The sequence below is a fragment of the Actinoplanes siamensis genome, assembly GCF_016862395.1.
In the GTDB taxonomy this organism is placed as follows: Bacteria; Actinomycetota; Actinomycetes; order Mycobacteriales; family Micromonosporaceae; genus Actinoplanes; species Actinoplanes siamensis.
Genome location: NZ_BOMW01000012.1, coordinates 25,764 through 43,650, shown reverse-complemented (window position 1 = coordinate 43,650; position 17,887 = coordinate 25,764). Strand labels below are relative to the sequence as shown.

At 73.8% G+C, this 17,887-nt stretch carries 11 protein-coding genes and 1 pseudogene; 11 read left to right on the top strand and 1 reads right to left on the bottom strand.

Going from position 1 to position 17,887, the window contains the following annotated elements; translation table 11 throughout:
- Nucleotides 1–35 precede the first annotated feature (35 nt).
- From Asi03nite_RS04990 to Asi03nite_RS04965, 6 genes are all read left to right on the top strand, one after another.
- Nucleotides 36–1,664 carry a beta-N-acetylhexosaminidase gene (locus Asi03nite_RS04990; protein ID WP_203677214.1) on the top strand — a complete coding sequence of 543 codons (1,629 nt, stop codon included), beginning with the start codon at nucleotides 36–38 and terminating at the stop codon, nucleotides 1,662–1,664.
- Between the two features lie 373 nt (nucleotides 1,665–2,037).
- Nucleotides 2,038–3,228: an alanine racemase gene (locus Asi03nite_RS04985; RefSeq protein ID WP_203677213.1), complete on the top strand. Its 1,191-nt coding sequence runs from the start codon at nucleotides 2,038–2,040 to the stop codon at nucleotides 3,226–3,228.
- A 303-nt stretch (nucleotides 3,229–3,531) separates the two neighbouring features.
- On the top strand, nucleotides 3,532–3,876 hold the full coding sequence (locus Asi03nite_RS04980) for a hypothetical protein (RefSeq protein WP_203677212.1): 345 nt from the start codon (nucleotides 3,532–3,534) through the stop codon (nucleotides 3,874–3,876).
- Nucleotides 3,877–4,756: 880 nt separating this feature from the next.
- Nucleotides 4,757–5,413: a hypothetical protein gene (locus tag Asi03nite_RS04975; RefSeq protein ID WP_203677211.1), complete on the top strand. Its 657-nt coding sequence runs from the start codon at nucleotides 4,757–4,759 to the stop codon at nucleotides 5,411–5,413.
- A 311-nt stretch (nucleotides 5,414–5,724) separates the two neighbouring features.
- The gene (aspS, locus tag Asi03nite_RS04970; RefSeq protein WP_203677210.1) at nucleotides 5,725–7,527 is read left to right on the top strand and encodes an aspartate--tRNA ligase; all 1,803 of its coding nucleotides are present in this window, start codon (nucleotides 5,725–5,727) and stop codon (nucleotides 7,525–7,527) included.
- 132 nt (nucleotides 7,528–7,659) lie between these two features.
- A complete protein-coding gene (locus tag Asi03nite_RS04965) occupies nucleotides 7,660–8,148 on the top strand; it encodes a GyrI-like domain-containing protein (protein WP_239102393.1) in 489 nt (162 codons plus the stop codon).
- A gap of 491 nt (nucleotides 8,149–8,639) precedes the next feature.
- Here the strand turns inward: Asi03nite_RS04965 and Asi03nite_RS04960 are convergent.
- Nucleotides 8,640–9,512, bottom strand: a pseudogene (locus Asi03nite_RS04960) (questin oxidase family protein); the annotation flags it as partial.
- A gap of 125 nt (nucleotides 9,513–9,637) precedes the next feature.
- Here Asi03nite_RS04960 and Asi03nite_RS04955 point away from each other — a divergent pair.
- The 5 genes from Asi03nite_RS04955 to Asi03nite_RS38425 all read left to right on the top strand — a co-directional run bounded on the left by Asi03nite_RS04955 (nucleotide 9,638) and on the right by Asi03nite_RS38425 (nucleotide 17,844).
- The gene (locus Asi03nite_RS04955) at nucleotides 9,638–10,237 is read left to right on the top strand and encodes a winged helix-turn-helix domain-containing protein (protein WP_203677207.1); all 600 of its coding nucleotides are present in this window, start codon (nucleotides 9,638–9,640) and stop codon (nucleotides 10,235–10,237) included.
- 5 nt (nucleotides 10,238–10,242) lie between these two features.
- Nucleotides 10,243–11,517 carry an MFS transporter gene (locus Asi03nite_RS04950; protein WP_203677417.1) on the top strand — a complete coding sequence of 425 codons (1,275 nt, stop codon included), beginning with the start codon at nucleotides 10,243–10,245 and terminating at the stop codon, nucleotides 11,515–11,517.
- Entirely contained in the window at nucleotides 11,517–11,732 is a 216-nt protein-coding gene (locus Asi03nite_RS04945; protein ID WP_203677206.1) for a hypothetical protein, read from the top strand. Before Asi03nite_RS04950 ends, Asi03nite_RS04945 begins: the two co-directional genes overlap by 1 nt.
- 128 nt (nucleotides 11,733–11,860) lie before the next feature.
- Nucleotides 11,861–13,645: a replication-associated recombination protein A gene (locus tag Asi03nite_RS04940; RefSeq protein WP_203677205.1), complete on the top strand. Its 1,785-nt coding sequence runs from the start codon at nucleotides 11,861–11,863 to the stop codon at nucleotides 13,643–13,645.
- 3,221 nt (nucleotides 13,646–16,866) lie between these two features.
- A complete protein-coding gene (locus Asi03nite_RS38425) occupies nucleotides 16,867–17,844 on the top strand; it encodes a hypothetical protein (protein ID WP_275409324.1) in 978 nt (325 codons plus the stop codon).
- Nucleotides 17,845–17,887 lie beyond the last annotated feature (43 nt).

The following is a 17,887-nucleotide window of genomic DNA, read 5'->3' as shown; positions in this document are numbered from 1 at the left end:
GTGCGGGAAAACGCCGGGCAGGTCAAGGAGTGAGGATGAGCGAGCGACTTACGAACCTTGTGCCGAGGCCTGGCCTGGCCGCTTCGGGTGAAGGCGCCTTCGAGCTGGGCCCGGCGACGCCGCTGGACGCGGCTGCCGGCCTGGCCGGCGTGGCCACCTGGCTGCGCGGCGCGCTGGGCCCGGCCACCAGCTGTCATCTGTCGCCCGGTCCCGGCGGCATCCGCCTGCGCCTCGACCCGCAGCTGTCCGCTGAGGAATACGAGCTGGTCATCGGTCCCGCCGGCCTCGACATCCGAGGTGGCGCCGAGGCCGGCGTCTTCTACGGCGCGCAGACCCTGCGGCAGCTGCTGCCTCCGGTCACGCTACGCCGCGCACGCCTGGCCGGCGGGCCGTGGGCGGTGCCCGCCGGGCGGATCCGGGACGCGCCGCGCTTCCGTTGGCGAGGTGTGCTGCTCGACGTGGCGCGGCACTTCATGCCGGTCTCCGACGTGCTGCGCCTGATCGACCTGCTCGCCTTCCACAAGCTCAACGTGCTGCATCTGCATCTCACCGACGATCAGGGCTGGCGCATCGAGGTGCCCGGCTGGCCGCGGCTCACCTCGGTCGGCGCCTGGCGGCCGGCCACCATGCTCGGCGCCCGGCAACACGAGCGTTACGACCAGCGCCCGCACGGCGGCTACTACTCCGACGACGACCTGCGGGAGATCGTCGCCTACGCCGCCGAGCGGCACGTCACCGTGGTTCCCGAGGTGGACATGCCCGGGCACATGCAGGCCGCCGTGGCCGCCTATCCGGAGCTCGGCAACGGCTACGCCGGTCCGGTCCGCGCCGGCTGGGGCGTCTCCCCGCACGTGCTCAACCTGGGTCCGCAGGCGCTCGACTTCTGCCGCGCTGTGCTGGACCATCTCTGCGACCTGTTCCCGGGGGAGCTGATCGGGATCGGCGGCGACGAGTGCCCGCCCGGCGAGTGGTGTGACAGCCCGGTCGCGCAGGCCCGCATCCGGGCGGAGGGCCTGGCCGGCCAGGAGCGGCTGCAGCCCTGGTTCACCGCGCGGATGGCCGAGCATCTCGCCGGCCGCGGCCGGCGGGTGTTCGGCTGGGACGAAATCCTGGTCGGCGGCGCGCCACCCGGGGCGGTGATCGCCGCCTGGCGGGGCGCCGGCCCCGCCGCCCGTGCCGCCCGTGCCGCGCACGAGGTCGTGTCCTGCCCCGACACCTCGGTCTACCTGGACTATCGCCAGTCCGACGATCCGGCCGAGCCGACCCCGGTGGGCACTCTGCTCACCCTCGCCGAGGTGTATGCGTTCGATCCGGTCCCGCCCGGCCTCACCACGGACGAGGCAGATCTGGTCCTGGGCGGGCAGGCGAACCTCTGGACCGAGCACATGGAGTCCGCGCGCCGCGTCGACTACCAGGCGTTTCCCCGGCTCTGTGCGTTCGCCGAGACGGTCTGGGGCCCGGCCGGGCGCGACTTCGCCGAGTTCTCGACGCGGTTGCCGGCCCATCTGGAGAGGCTGGACGCGCTCGGCGTGAACTACCGCCCGCCGACCGGGCCGCGACCGTGGGACGGGCGGCCGGACGCGCCCGGCCATCCTCGTACCACCGATGATCGTCTCGCGGAACTGCGTGAGATGACCGCCGACCTGGGTCGGGCATCGGCATGATCACCCTCGGCCGCGACAGCGGACGCCGTGAGACGGTGTGCCCGCAGACCCGGCGGGGGTTGCTCCAGCGGCAGCGTGCCACGACCGGCGTCACGGGGAGCATTCCGGTCGCGCCGCATGAGGCTGAGCAGTTCGCGCGTCCTGGCGACTGCGGCGAGCGGGTCGTGGGGCAGCGAGGGAAGCAGTTCGTGCGATGTGGCGACTGCGGCGAGCGGGTCGCGCGGCAGCTGGGGAAGCACTTCGCGCGGCGGCGGCATCGCGGCGCGCCGGTCCGCGTGGCAGGGCTGGCGAGCGACCTCGTCCGCGACAGCGATCCGCACCGCGCGTGCGGTCGGGCAGTCGGCGACCAGACCGGAAGCGAGGGACACCCGAGATGACGATCGACTGGCGGAGCAAGGGATTCTGGATTCCTGAGGGCCACCGGACGCCGGAGCACCTCGCGGCGGAACGGCCCAGCATCTTCGGCGGCGGCTTCACCTGGCCGCTGCTGGTGGTGCGCCGCCCGGCGGTCGAGGCGAACATCGCGACCATGGCGGCCTACTGCCGGCGGCACGGGTTCGACTTCGCCCCGCACGCCAAGACGACCATGGCGCCCGGCCTCATCGAGGCGCAGTTGCGGGCCGGCGCCTGGGGGCTGACCGTCGCGACCGCCAACCAGGCCCTGGTGCTGCGGCGACTCGGCGTGCCGCGGGTCCTGATCGCGAACCAGGTGCTGGATCCCACCGCGCTGCGCTGGCTGGCCGCCGAGAGCGCCGCCGGGTGGGAGGTCTACTTCCAGGTCGACTCGGCGGCCGGGGTGCGGGCGGCGTCCGGGGCCGGACGCGCCCGGGTCTTCGTCGAGCTGGGGCATCCCGGCGGGCGCACCGGGGTGCGCACGCTCGACGAACTGGAAGAGCTCGCCCGTGCGGTCGCCGACGCGCCAGGGGCCGAGCTTGCCGGCGTCACCGGATACGAGGGACAGCTCGGTGATCAGCCCGAGGTCGACGCGTATCTGGACCGGCTGGTCGAGGGCTTCGAGAGGCTCCGGAGCGCCGGGCTGCTGCCGGAACGGCCACTGGTCTCGGCCGGCGGCAGTGCCTGGTTCGACCGGGTCGCGGATCGCCTCGCCGGGCTGAGCACGCGGGCCGGGTTGATCCTGCGCAGCGGGGCCTCGGTCACCCACGACGACGGGTTCTACCGGGAGCGGACGCCGTTCGTGCGGGTGCCCGGGGAGGGACCGCTGGCGGCGGCTCTGGAGATCTGGGCGCAGGTGCTGTCCGTCCCGGAGCCGGGGCTGGCACTGGCCGGGATGGGCAAGCGGGACGCGCCGTTCGACGAGGGGCTGCCGGTGCCGCTGGAGGTGCGGCGGGCCGACGGGGCCGGCTCGGTGGCCGAAGGGCTGCGGGTGACCCGGCTCAACGACCACCACACGTATCTGGAGGTGGCCGACGGGGTCGCGGTCGTACCCGGGGATCTGATCCGGTTCGGGATCTCGCACCCGTGTACCGCGTTCGACAAATGGCGCGACATCCCGGTGGTGGACGAGGAGCGGCGCGTGGTGGACGTGCTGCACACGTACTTCTGATCCGGTAGATCTCGAGTTTCCGCGGGGAGGTTCGATCCGCTGCAACGACTGGCGGTTCGACCTGCTGACTCCGGAGGGGGCGAGGCCGGTTCCGGTTCGGTGGGAGTCCGGTTCGATGAGCAGGCGGGCGTGATCCGCCACGGCGCGCTGATATCGGGGCAGGAGCCTGGCGAGAGCGCCGACCGCCACGGAGACCGCCTCCGCTCCCGGATCTGGAGCGGGGCGGGACGTTCGTTTGACCGGGGAGCGGGACGGGATGAAAACAGGACGACGGGACGAGTTGATGTTGGAAGACTCCGCGGCATGACGGAGACGATGACACTCTGGCGGCCTACCGGGCCGACGGAGCTCGACCTGGTGCGGGCGTCGGGGTGGCGGCGGTGGCCGCCGAGGCTGCCGGATCAGCCGATCTTCTATCCGGTGCTGAACGAGGACTACGCGGTGCGGATCGCTCGGGACTGGAACGTGCCCGCCTCGGGGGCCGGGTTCGTGACGCGGTTCGAGGTGGACGCGGCGTTCGCGGCCCGGTACCCGGTGCGGCAGGCGGGCGGGGACACGATTCTCGAGCTGTGGGTGCCGGCTGAGGAGTTGGAGGAGTTCAACGACCACATCGTCGGGCTGATCGAGGTGGTTCGCGAGTTTCGATGAGTGAGGGTGAATCGCCTTGCCGGGGGATGTTGCTTGGCGATCATGGGTCTTTAGGTTTCAGAGGAGGTTTCTACCTACTTCGCCATCGGAGCCCTGTATGCCGGTATTTCGTGCAGCCAGCTACGACGCTCATGCCAGTCGCCGCGGACAGGGTGATCAAGCCGGCCGGGCTGGGTCCGTGGATTCGCGGGGCGGGGCGGGGCGGGCTGAGGATCCTCCGGTGGTTCCGGAGGCGTCGGCTGGGCCGGAGGGGCGGACAACTCCGGGGACACGGTTCATCTCGCAGCGACGGGTTGGCGTGGGGGACCGGTTCGCTGGGAAGGCGCCGGTTGCCGCGGGGGCGCGGAGTTCTCCGGACGTCGAGGCGGTGCTCGGGGTTCATGCGGGCTCGCAGAGGCCGGATCGGCCGGAACAGGCCGGACGGCATCCGGCGGGGCAGGCTGCGGCGGCGCGGGGTGAGCAGCCCCCGCGGGATCGGGCGGGTCAACCGGCGGCGGGTCGGCCGCCGGTGCCGCGGCTTGTGCGGCATCAGGTTCCGGTGCCGCAGCGGGTTGGCGATGAACCGGGTGAGCCCCGGCCGGTCGTGGACCAGCCGGGGGCGAGCGTGCCCGTGCCCGTGAACCCGCCGCCTTCCGTGGAAGTGCCGCCGTCGGCCGTGCCGCCGCCGGGCAGCGTGCCACGACCAGTGGGCACGCCCGCGGCCGCGGGTATGCGGCCGGCGCAGACGCCTGCGGCCGCGGGTGGGCCCTCTGTACGGACACCTTCAGCCGCAGATGTGCCGCCGGAGAGCACGGCTGCGGGTGTGCCCGCGCCTGCGGGTGTGCCGGCTACCGGCACACCGGCGTCCGTGGCCTCACCTTCGACGGGTGCTCCGGCGTCCGTGACTGCCTCGTCGCCCGTCGACCTGCCCGCTTCGGTGAGCGACGCACCGGCGGATGCCCCGACGGGCGCCTTCTCCCGGGAACCGGACCGGCGGGAGCGTGACAGTGCCCGGGCCCGCAAGCCGCATGGGCGCAAGCTTGCCCTGACGGCGCTGGTCATCAGTCTGTTGGCGCTCGGCGCGTCAGGGGTCGCCGGCTTCCTGCTCTACCGGCTCCGGAGCACTCCGCCATCGCGGCCCGCCGAGGCGGACGCGGGGCGGCCCGTGACGTACGCCAAAGAAGCCCTGGACATCCGCATCGGCTGCTCCGCGCTGGTCTACCTCGACCTCGACGAACCTCGCGCCGGGGTTTCCGGGCAGGTCGCCGACCTGCGGTACGACAGCAAGTGCGGCGCCGTGCCGGCCCGGCTCTCCCTCGCGGCCGGCGCCACCGCCGGCAGCAGCGCGCCCAACGCGAACCTGGACGCCGAGGGCTGCCTGCGGGCGATCCGCACCGGACCGCTCGGCCCGGGGGCCGAGGTGGCGGTCAAGAAGGGCGCCGCGCTGTGTGTGCTGACCGCGGCCGAGCCGGCCAAGCTGGTTCTCGTGGAGATCACCGACGTCGGAGTGACCGGCACCGCCGGCCTGCGCGCGACTTCCTGGTTGTTCGCCGAGTAGAAGCGGTCAGGGGATGTGCCGGCGGGTGAGCGATTCGGCCGGGGGTCCTTGAGGAACGGCTGTCCGGTGAGCGGTTCGGCCGCGAGCGAACCGGCCCACGATGACCGCAAGGCCGCCGAAGTGAGAGCGCAAGCCGCCCGGCGATCAGCTGTGATCCGCCGGAGAACGGCCGGGACCTGATCGGGAGCCGCCCGGCGACCGGGAACACGAGCCGGTGAAAGAGGCGGTGAACCGGCCCGTGACACGCGGCGCGGGGCGCTCCTGACAGAATGTCGGGTGCGCCCCGCGAAACTCGATAAGGAGACGTTTCCGTGATCAGGACCCATGAGGCCGGCAGCCTGCGTGCGACGGATGCCGGCACGACGGTGACTCTCGCCGGTTGGGTGGCCCGCCGGCGTGACCACGGCGGTGTCATCTTCGTCGACCTGCGGGACGGCTCCGGCGTGGTGCAGGTGGTCTTCCGCGAGGAGGACGCGCACGCGCTGCGCAACGAGTTCTGCGTGAAGGTCGTCGGTCAGGTCAACGCCCGCCCCGAGGGCAACGAGAACCCGGAGCTCGCCACCGGCGCGATCGAGGTCGTCGCCAGCGAGCTGACCGTGCTGTCCGAGGCCGCCCCACTGCCGCTGCCGATCGACGACACGATCACCGCGTCCGACGACATCCGCCTGAAGTACCGCTACCTCGACCTGCGCCGCTCCGGCCCGGCGAAGGCGCTGCGCCTGCGCAGCCGCGCCAACCAGATCGCCCGCGAGGTGCTGCACGCCCGCGACTTCAACGAGATCGAGACGCCGACCCTGACCCGGTCGACGCCCGAGGGCGCCCGTGACTTCCTGGTCCCGGTCCGCCTGCAGCCCGGCACCTGGTATGCGCTGCCCCAGTCGCCGCAGCTGTTCAAGCAGCTGCTGATGGTGGCCGGCATGGAGCGCTACTACCAGATCGCCCGCTGCTACCGCGACGAGGACTTCCGCGCCGACCGGCAGCCCGAGTTCACCCAGCTCGACATCGAGATGTCGTTCGTGACGCAGGACGACGTCATCGAGCTGGGCGAGGAGATCGTCTCCAAGCTCTGGAGCGAGCTGGCCGGCTACCAGGTCCCGCTGCCGATCCCGCGGATCACCTGGACCGACGCGATGAACCGCTACGGCTCCGACAAGCCCGACCTGCGGTACGGCGTCGAGCTGGTCGAGCTGACCGACTACCTGCGCGGCACCGAGTTCCGGGTGTTCGCCGCAGCGATCGACGCCGGTGGCTACGTCGGCGCGGTGGTCATGCCGGGCGGCGCCGCGCAGACCCGCAAGGAGCTGGACGGCTGGCAGGACTGGGCGAAGGCCCGGGGCGCCCGCGGCCTGGCCTACGTCGTCCTGGACGCGGAGACCGGCGAGCCTCGTGGCCCGGTCGCGAAGAACCTGTCGGCCGCGCACATGTCGGGCCTGGCCGACGCGGTCGGCGCCAAGCCCGGCGACGCGATCTTCTTCGCCGCCGGCACCGACCGGCGGGAGGCGCAGGAGTTGCTCGGCGCGGCCCGGATCGAGATCGCCAAGCGAGCGAAGCTGATCGACGAGGATGCCTGGGCGTTCTGCTGGGTGGTGGACGCGCCGATGTTCGAGAAGACCGACGAGGGCGGCTGGACCGCGGTGCACCACCCCTTCACCTCGCCGAACGACGAGTGGCTGGACCGCTTCGAGGAGGCGCCCGACCAGGCCCTCGCATACGCGTACGACATCGTGTGCAACGGCAACGAGATCGGCGGAGGCAGCGTCCGTATCCACCGCGGTGACGTGCAGAGCCGGGTCTTCGACCTGCTCGGCATCACCCCGGAGGAGGCACAGGACAAGTTCGGCTTCCTGCTCGAGGCCTTCAAGTACGGCCCGCCGCCGCACGCCGGCATCGCGCTCGGCTGGGACCGGACGTGCATGCTGCTCGGTGGTTTCGACTCCATCCGTGAGGTCATCTCCTTCCCCAAGAGCCGTGGTGGCTTCGACCCGCTGACCGGCGCGCCCACGCCGATCACCGCGCAGCAGCGACTGGAGGCCGGCGTCGACGCCAAGCCGAAGGCGACGACCGGCACGCCTGGCACCGACGGGCAGGCGCTCCCGGTCGAGCGCTCGAACTGACGTCCGAAGCGGCCCCGGTCCAGGATCCCACGATCCCGGGCCGGGGCCGTTCGTTGTCCACAGGCGGCGGTTGTCCACAGGTGCGGTGAGGCGGGCGTGCGGGGACGCGCCGATCCTGTGAGACTGGTCCGCGTGGAGCCGACCATCGTCCAATGCGCCGAGCAGCTGTACGTCGGCCGTCGCGAATCGATCACCATGACCGAGTTCGCGCGCGTCGCCGACCACCTGCCCACCATGTTCTCCGGCCTCGCGCAGCGGGGGATCCAGGTGACCGGGGCGCCGTTCTTCCGCTACCGCATGATCGACATGGCGGCGGAGATGGTCGTCGAGGCAGGCATCCCGGTCTCCGGCCGGGTCGCGGTCGAGCCACCGGACTTCATGGACACGCTGCCCGCCGGCCGGTATGCCACGGTCAGCCACGTCGGTCACCCCGACCAGTTGATGGTGATCACCGCGCGGCTGCTCGACTGGGCCCAGCGCAAGGGCCTCACCTGGGACATGACGCCGACACCGACCGGTGAGAGGTGGACTGCCCGCCTGGAGATCCTGATGACCAACCCCGCCGAACAACCAGACATGCACAAATGGGAGACGGTGCTGCTCTTCAAGCTGGCCGACTGATCCAAAAGCCTGATTTCGTCCGAGCTGAGAAACTCGACAGGCGCAGCAGTCCCGTCCCGTGGCGGTCTCGCGCCGTGGTCCCGGCGCGAGGCCGCCCGGCGACCGCCGGCCGTGGTGGGCGGTCCGGGAGATCAGACGGGCCCGATCAGGTCCGTCGCGTGCACGGCCGCCCGCAACAGGACGGGATCGCCGTTGAGGCGCCACGACTCGACGGCGGCGTCCGCGAACTTGATGGCGTGCTCGTCGCCCGAGAACACGGCGCGCTCGAAGACCTCGCCGGGGTCGAGCGCCGGGGCGGAGTCCCTGTCGGGGTCGGAGGATGACGAGGGGCCGGCGGGCCGGCCGGGCGCGTTCCGCGCCTCCCAGGGGCCGGGTGAGCCGGGCTTGGTCGGCGCTTGCCGGAGGCCGGGGCCGGGTGAGCCGGGCTTAATCGGCGCTTGCCCGGGGCCGACGTTGGATGAGCCGGACCTGGTCGGCGCCTGCCGGGGGCCGGCGTCCGGGGAGTGGGCCGGGTCCGGGGTGGCCGGGGAGTAGGCCGCGGTGATGGCGGCGGTCGCGGCCCACGCGGCGGCGACGCTCGGGGCCGCCAGTGCGGGCGGCAGCGCGGGGAGGGCGCGTAGGACCGCCGCGGGTGCGGTGGTGGCGTGGACCAGCATGACCGGGCTGCCGTACCCGTAATCGAGGTGTCTCCGAGCAGCGGCCGCGACAATCGCGCGGAGCTGGTCGGCCGCTGGGAGATTCTCGGCGGGCACCGCGCCGGCCGCTTGCGGCCAGGCGGACAGGTCGGCGAGTTGAGCGAGCCGGTCGCGGACGCCCGCCCGCTGATCCGGCACGCGTGGGACGGCGTCCAGGGCGTGCCGCGGGTCGGCGCTGGGGTACGGCCCGCGCCCGGCCGGCGCGATCGGCTGCCAGCGTGCCGCCCAGTACGCGAGTCCCTGCCCCAGCTCGGCCACCCGTGCCGGGGTCTCCTCCTCCAGCAGCACCCGCACCGCATGACCGACCCGGATCACCCCGTGCGTCGCCCCGGCGGCGATTCCCGGCAGCAGCCGCGGCCACCACCGCGCGAGCACCTCCCGCCACGGCGCCGACCGCGTCTCCCGGTCGAAGAAGACCAGCCAGTCCCCGGTGCGCCGGGCGTCCCCGAGCGATTCGCGCCACTGGTCGGCGGCGATCGGCGCGATGCCGCGCGGCACTTCTTCGAGGCGGTCCAGGTAACCGTCGACCCACCGGGGCACGTCGTCCGCGTGCCCGTTGCGGACCAGTGCCTCGGTGGCCATCGGCCCGTGGTTGGAGAGCCAGCCGTCGAACTCCGGACCGGTTCGGTGAAGGCGGAGGAGTGCTTCGTCAAGCGTGTCGTTTCCCATGTTCACAAGCCTGCAACCTCAACCTTTGTTTATTTCAACCCCCGGTGAAGTCCAGGTCGGTGGGGATCCGTGCCGACCATGCACAATATCTTTGCACAATTTCTGTGCACGGATACTGTGTATGCATGGCGGACGATCTCAGGCAGGTACACCTCAACAACGCGCAGATCCGCGCGCTCGCCCAGCCATTGCGGCTGCGGCTGCTCGGCCAGCTGCGTCTCAGCGGTCCGGCCACGGCCACCAGGCTCGCCGCCGACCTGGGCACCAACACCGGCGCGACCAGCTATCACCTGCGGCAGCTCGCCGAGGCGGGACTGGTCGTCGAACAACAGCGGGCCGGCTCGGGGCGGCAGCGCTGGTGGCGGGCGGCGCACGACATGTCCAGCTTCCGGCGCAGTTACTACGAGGGCGACCCGGAGGCCACCGCGGCCGCCGAGTGGCTGCAGGCCCAGCAGGTCAGCCGTTTCGCCGAGCTCGCGGAGAACTGGCGCCGCGCGCTGCCCGGGGAATCGGCGGCCTGGCAGGACACCACGGAGATCTCCGACTACATGCTCCGGCTCGGCTCGGAGCAGACGCAGGCCATGATGCGCGAGATCGAGGAGGTGATCGAGCGGTACCGGCGGGCCGGCCTGGACGATCCCCGGCCCGACACGCGGTCCGTCGCCGTGTACGTGTCCGCCCTGCCGCGCATCGACGGCGTCCCGGAGAAAGGAGAGGACCGGTGACCGCCATGACCGTACGCCGGATCCGGCATCGCTATCTTCTCCTGATCTCTCTTCGCTGGCTCCCGGTCGGCCTCACCATCCCGCTGACCACCCTGCTCCCGCTGGACCGGGGGCTCACCATCGCCCAAGCCGGTCTGGTCGCCGCGGTCCAGGGCGTCACCGTCCTGGTCCTGGAGCTGCCCACCGGCGGTCTCGCCGACGCGCTCGGCCGCCGGCCGGTGCTGCTGATCGCCGGCGCGGTCAACCTGGTCTCGCTCACCGTGATGAGCCTCGCCGATTCGGTCACCCTGTTCGCCGTGGCCTGGTTCCTGCAGGGGATCTTCCGCGCGTTGGACAGCGGGCCGCTCGACTCCTGGTTCGTCGACGAGGCGCTGGCCGCCGACAAGGAGGCGGACATCGAGACCGGCCTGAGCCACAGCTCGGTCGCGCTCAGCCTCGCCATCGCCATCGGCGCCCTGCTCAGCGGCGGCCTGATCTGGCTCGGGCCGATCGGGCCGCTGAGCGCGCTGACCGTACCGCTGATCGTCGCTCTTGCTCTGAGCCTGCTCAGCACGGTGGCCGTGGCGCTGCTGATGACCGAGGAGCGCCCAGCTCGTGGAATGACGGCCTGGGCCGCCTCGGTCCGGGGCGTGCCGGTGGCGATCGGCTCCGCGTTGCGGCTGGCCCGGCGGTCCCGGGTGGTCTTCGCGCTGATCATGGTGGAGGTGTTGTGGAGCTTCGGCATGGTGACGTTCGAGAAGCTGATGCCGGTCCGGCTCAGCGAGGTCCTCGCCGACAAGGAGGGGGCCGCCGCCCTGATGGGCCCGGTCAGCTCGGCGGGATGGGCCGCCTCGGCGGCCGGCGCCGCCCTGATCCCGGTGCTCGTCCGGCGGATCGGCGCGCCGTGGACCGGGTTCGTGCTGCGGATCCTGCTGGGCCTGACGATCGTCGGGATGGGACTGCTGGCCGGCCCGGCCGGGGTGATCACCGGGTTCCTGCTCACCTACGCGGTGCACGGCGCGTCCAGCCCGGTGCACATGGGACTGCTGCACCGGCAGGCGGAGGGGGAGTACCGGACGAGTCTGCTCTCGCTCAACTCGATGGTGGGGCAACCCGGGTTCGCGATCGGCGCGGTCCTGTTGACCACGCTCGCACAGAGCGTGAGCGTCAGTTCGGCGATCGTGGTCGGTGCGGTGGTACTGGCGGTAGCGGCGCCGCTCTATCTGGTGAAGCCCGAGTTTCGGGAACCCATCGACACGGGTATCAGCCCGGCATCGGCTCTCACCCCCGGAGGATCCTGATGCTCGCTATCGCAGCGGCTGTCGTTTTCGGTATCTACCTGCTCTCCGACCTGCTGAACAGCGACTTCGGAGCGCCCGATCTGATCAACTTCGAGACCATGGCCTCGCTCGGCCTGCTGTTGATCGCGCTGTACCTGGCGGGTGTCGGCCGCGGCCCCGCCACCGGGACGGGAAGTGGCCGCCGCTTCTACGGCCGCCGTCCGGGCCGCGGCTGAGTTTCCGCGCTCTTCCCCGGCCCGCGTACGCACGCTCAGTAGCTGTGCGTTCGCGGGCCGGGAGCGTGTCCACAGGTGCTCCGATCGCATTTCGGATCGGCCCCGCCAGGCCGGTACTGTCGGTTGCGATGGAAACGGACGGGCTCTTCTCCCTCGCGCAGCCGGACCTGTCGCCGCCGGGTCCGGCGCCGGTCCCGGCCGCCGGCTTCGGCGCCCCCGCGGCCGACGCGCCGCTGCCCGTGCGGATGCGCCCGGCCGGCATCGACGAGTTGGTCGGCCAGGAGCATCTGCTCGCCCCGGGCGCGCCGTTACGGCAGTTGGTGACCGGTTCCAGCCCGATGTCGGTGATCCTCTGGGGGCCGCCCGGCACCGGCAAGACGACCATCGCGCACCTGGTCGCGCACGCCACCGACCGCAAGTTCGTGGCGATGTCCGCGCTCACCGCCGGGGTGAAGGACGTGCGCGCGGTGATCGACACGGCGCGCCGGGAGCGCCGCGCCGGTGGGCCGCCGACCGTCCTGTTCATCGACGAGGTGCACCGCTTCAGCAAGACCCAGCAGGACTCGCTGCTCGCCGCGGTCGAGGACCGGACGGTCACGCTGCTCGCGGCGACCACGGAGAACCCGTACTTCTCGGTGATCTCGCCCCTGCTCTCCCGCTGTGTGCTGCTCACCCTGCAGGCCCTCGGCGAGGAGGACGTGCGCCGGTTGATCCGGCGCGCGATCACCGATCAGCGCGGGCTGGGCGGCGCGGTCACGCTGTCCGATGCGGCCGAGGACCATTTGGTACGGCTGGCGTCCGGCGACGTGCGGAAGGCGCTGACCGCCCTGGAGGCGGCGGCGAGTTCCGCGACGGCGCAGGGCGCCACGGAGATCGACCTGGCCACCGCCGAGCGCGCGGTCGACGTCGCGGCCGTGCGGTACGACCGGGACGGCGACGCCCACTACGACGTGATCAGCGCGTTCATCAAGAGCATGCGCGGCAGCGACCCGGACGCGGCGCTGCACTGGCTGGCCCGGATGCTGGTGGCCGGCGAGGACCCGCGGTTCATCGCCCGGCGGATCGTGATCTTCGCGAGCGAGGACGTCGGGATGGCCGACCCGCAGGCGCTGCTGGTGGCGACGGCGGCGGCCCAGGCCGTACAACTGATCGGCCTGCCCGAGGCGCAGCTCAACCTGGCCCAGGCGGTCGTGCACATGGCCACCGCGCCCAAGTCGAACAGCGTCACCACGGCGATCGGCGCGGCGCTTGCCGACGTGCGGGCCGGCCGGGGTGGGGCGGTGCCGGTGCACCTACGCGACGCGCACTACTCCGGCGCGCGTGGTCTCGGCCACGGTCGCGGTTACCGGTACCCCCACGACGACTCGCGGGGTGTCGTGCGGCAGCAGTACGTTCCGGATGATCTGGTCGGCACCGACTACTATCGGCCGACCGAACACGGGGCCGAGCGCGCCGTCGGCGAGCGGGTGCCGCGCCTGCGCCGAATCGTGCGGGGGCTCGGGGCCCGTGGCGCTTCGGCGGGAAGCGCCGGCCGCGCGGCGGGTGGTGCTCCGGCTCCGGATGCGTCACAGTCTTCGGCGGCTTCCGTTTCGGCGGCCGCGGGTTCGCCGGTGGCCGCTGCGGCAGCCGGTGCGGAGCTGCCGGCCGACTCCGGGCCGGTCGGTGCCGAGGTGCCGGCGGGCTCCGGCCGGGCGGGCGCGGATGTGTCCGCGACTTCCGGTTCCGTCGGTGCGGAGGTGCCGGCGGCGTCCGGTCCGGCGGGTGGCGTTGTCGAGGTGGCCGAACCGGGCGGGGCGGCGGACCCGTTGGGGACGGAGACGGGGTCGGGTCCGGCAGCGGCCGGGCCGGATGCCGGCAGTGACGAGAAACGGTCAGACGTGAGCGGCGACGCCGCCGGGAAGGAACAGCCGTGACACCGCGCGGTGCCGAACGGCCCGACGACGACGCCGGGCAGGGCGGCGGCAAGAAAGGCCGCCGCTTCGGGCGTGGCCGCGCCGAGCCGCAGCCGGCCGAGCCGGTCGAGATCCCGCGCGAGGAGACCGGCTGGCTCGACGACCTGAAGACCGCCAAGCAGCGGGGCGGCGCGATCGGCCCCGGCACGGTTCCCGGCGAGGCGCGGACCAGCAAGTCCGGCCGGCTGGCGCCCGGCCCGGACGAGCCGGTCGACGACGACGGGCCGGTCTTCGGCGGTGGCTTCGACGAGCCCGCCGGGGACGGTCCGGCCGGTGGCCCGGCGCCCGGATGGCAGGCGGCCTCCGGGGAGTATGCGGCCGGGCGGCCCGGTGGCGCGGCTGCGGGTCCGGGGCAGCGGCCCGGCTCGGCTGCGGCTCCTGGACAGCGTCCGGGCGTGGCGCCGGCTCCCGGGCAGCGGCCCGGTGGACCGGCTGGCGCCGCGGCTGTGCCGGTCGATCCCGGGGCCGGACCGGTTCCGCCCGGGCAGCGGCCGGGGCCGGTCGGTCCCGGCCAGCGCGGCGGGCCCGCCGGACAGATTCCGCCAGGGCCGATGCCGGGTCAGGCTTCGCCGGGTGGCCGACCGGGGCCGCAGGGGCAGGTGCCGCCGGGGGCTGTTCCGCCTGGGAAGCGCGGTGCGCCTGGCGGCCGGCCGCAGATGCCGCCGGGTGGGCAGCCCGGCCGTCCCGGCCAGGTTCCGCCGGGCGCGGTTGCCCCCGGCCAGATTCCGCCGGGCGCGGTTCCTCCAGGTCACGTTCCGCCGGGTGTGGTTGCTCCTGACCGGCGTGGTCCGGGCGGCCCGGGCGCCGGTGGTCCGGGTGGGTCCGGGCCGCAGACGCCGCCGGTTGTGCCGCGGTCCGGCAACGCTCCCGAGACTCCCGGCGGGCGACCCGGGGGTCCCGATCCCCGGGGTGTGGCTTCCGGGGTGCGCCCGGTCTCGCCCGGAGTGCGCCCGACTTCTCCGGCCGCGCCGGCCCGTGATCGCTTCCGGGCCGACGCCGCGTCGGCGCGGGTGGACGCGGAGCCGTCCGGGCCGATTCCGCCCGCGGTCTATCAGACCGGGCCGGTTCCGCCTGGCGGCGCCGGCTTCCCGGGTGACGCCGTGCCGCCAAGCGTGTACCAGACCGGGCCGGTCCCGGGCGGGGACGAGGACGGTGGACGCCGTTCGCGGGGTGGTTTCCCGGCCGAGTCCGAGGATCGGACCAGCCGTGGCCGCCGCGCTCGTGCCGAAGGGGAGAGCGGCCCGGCGGGCGCCCACGGTGGCACGGCCGCGGGCTCGCACTCCGCGCCGGATGGCGCCTACGGCGGTGGACCCGGGTCCCATGCCGCGGCGGCCGCCGGCGTCTACGGTGGCCGGGGGCCGCGGCCGGTCTCCGGGGCGCCCGCCTCGCATGCGGCGTCCGGGGGGCCGGCGCACTCGGCGCCCGGTTCGCATGCCGCTCCGGACGGCATGCGCGGTGGTTCCGCGCGGCCGACGTCCGGGGCGCACGCTCAGGGGGCGCATGCCGTTCCGGAGGGCCGGTTCGGGCTGCCGGCCGGGGGTGCTGAGGGTGCCGCCGGCCGCCGGGGGGCACCTGGTCAGCGGGAACAGGGTGCCGGGCGGCACGAGGCCCCCGATGCCGCTGGTTCCGCAGGTGTTCCGGGGCAGGGCAGGCAGACCGTTCCTGGGCAAGCTGTTCCTGGGCAAGCTGTTCCCGGGCACGGCAGGCAGGGCGCTCCCGGCCACGGCAGGCAGGGCATTCCTGGGCAGGCTGTTCCCGGGCAAGGGGGCATGCAGGGCGTTCCCGGGCAGGGCGTTCCCGGGCAGGGCGGAACCGGCATTCCTGGGCAAGGGGCGCCTGGGGTTCCCGGCCCGCGCCGGATCGGGCCCGGTGACGGGCGGCCGGTCCGGGCGGCCGCGGCCGTAGCGCCTCCGGTGGTTCCGGGGCGCCAGGGCAAACGTTCCCCGGCGGTGCCCGGGCGTGCCGGAGCGATGGCGGAGAGTACCTCCGGGGTCATTCAGCGTCCCCCGGCTCGTGGCGGACAGTTGCAGCCGGACGAGGACGGTTTCACCGCGGATCGGCGTGCCGCCGACGGCGGGCAGACCGGTGCGGTGGCTCCGGGCCAGGCTGGTGGAGTTTCGGTGCCCGGTCAGCCGGGTCCGGGACGTCGCGGCCGCGGTGAGCCCCAGGGCACCCGTGGCGAGGCGCCGGGCCGGGCCGGCATGGGCGGCCCGGAGCAGAGTCAGGGCTTCCCGGCCGGTATGGGGCGTCCGGAGCAGAGTCAGGGCTTTCCGGCTGGTATGGGGCGTCCGGAGCAGAGTCAGGGCTTTCCGGCGGGCATGGGTTCGCCGGAGCAGAGTCAGGGTTTCCCGGCCGGCACGGGTGGTCCGGAACACAGCCAGGGCTTCCCTGCGGGCCAGGGGCATCCCGAGCGGAGCCAGGGGTTCCGGGCCGGCCTCGGACACCCGGAGCGGAGCCAGGGCTTCCCGGCCGGCGCGGGGGATCCGCAGCGGAGTCAGGGCTTCCCCGCGGGCATGGGTTCGCCGGAGCAGAGTCAGGGCTTCCCGGCTGGAGCAGGTGGGATGCGTGGCCGGCCGGTCTCACCGGCGCCTGGGCCGCGCGGCGGGCCGGCACGCGGCGCTGGACCGGTGCGCGGCGGCGCGCCGGTGGCCGGTGCCGCGCGGGTCGGCGCCGCGGGGGCCGCGGCGGTGCCCGGTCCGGGTGGTCCGGGGACCGGTGCGGCTCGGGCGCCGGGCAGCGGTTCGGCGAGTGTTCCTGGAAATGGCCCCGGGAGCGTTCCCGGAAACGGTCCGGCGAGTGTTCCCGGGAATGGCTCCGCGCGGGTTCCCGGGAACGGCGCGGCGAGCGTTCCGGGGAACGCTGTTCCAGGGCGCGGCGCGGCGTCTGCCGCGGTTCCCGGGCAGGGCGCGCCGGGTGACCCCGAGGCGAGCGGCCCGTCCCGTCGCGGAGCCGCCCAGGTGCCCGGCGGCGGTCCGGCGGCCGGTGGCTCGCCACGTCGCGGAGCCGCCCAGGTTACTGGGACCGGCCCTGAGGCCGGCGGTCCGGGCGGCGCCCCGCGTGGCGCGGCGTCCGTCGCCGTGCCCGGGAACAATCGGGCCGGCGCTGCTGCCGTGCCCGGAAACGGCCGGGGAACCGGTGCGGCGTCTGTGCCGGGGAGCGGCCGGGGGACTGGTGCGGCGTCTGTGCCGGGGAATGCCGGCGCCGCCGCTGTGCCGGGGAGCGGCCGGGGGACTGGCGCGGCTTCGGCGCCCGGACGGCCCGATGGGCCCGGAAACGGCCAGGGACCGCGGTCGCGGCCGGGAAACGCCGCCGGTGACGGATTCGGCGCCGGACCGGGGACGGCCGACGGCTTCGGCAACGGGCCCGGGAACGGGACCGGGACGATCGCGGGGGCCCGCGCCGGGCGGGGCGGGGCCGCTGCCGTACCCCCGAATCGGAAGAGCGGCCCGTCGCTGCCCGACGGCGACGAGGAGACCGGGACCGGCGCGGAGGGTGGTCTCGCCGAGCTTCGCCAGAAGCTCCGCACGCAGCGGCGGCTGCGGCTGATCACGCTCTCCACGCTGGCGATCGTCGTGCTGCTGGTGCTGCCGGCCTTCTTCGGGCTGCGCGCGGTCGGCAACGACCCGGTGTTCGCCTCGCTCAACGCGCTCGACGTGCCGGCCTGGGCCGACAAGCAGGCCGACGACAAGGGCAGCGGGAGCCGCTGGTGCTTCCTGGACTGCCGGTTCCGCGAGCGGGTGGTCCAGTCGGAGCGGCAGTTCCAGGAGACCACCGAGGCGTACACGAAGGCGCTCAGCAAGGCCGGCTGGACCCAGTGGAAGGTGGCCGAGTGCCCGGAGACGCCGGTCCGGCCCGAGGAGGGCACCTACACCTGCTGGCGGCGGGACGAGTTCACTCTGGATCTCGCGGTGGGGCTGCCCGGGTGCGCGGTCGACCAGGTGGCGCAGGACGCGCTGCCGGCGGCCGGGACCGAGGAGGCCGAGGCCGGTGAGGCCGGGGCCGGCAAGTGCGAGGGATCGACGGTCAGCATCAAGGTGCGCAACGAGATCGCCGACGAGCGCGGCAAACCCGACACCCGCCCGGGGCCGGTGGGCGAGACTCCGGATCCGGTCCTGAACGAGAACGATCCCCTCTTGGCGCCGACACCAGAGGCGTCGTGACGCGCGTGGTGGTCACGGACGGTAGGGTCTGCACGTTGTCCCC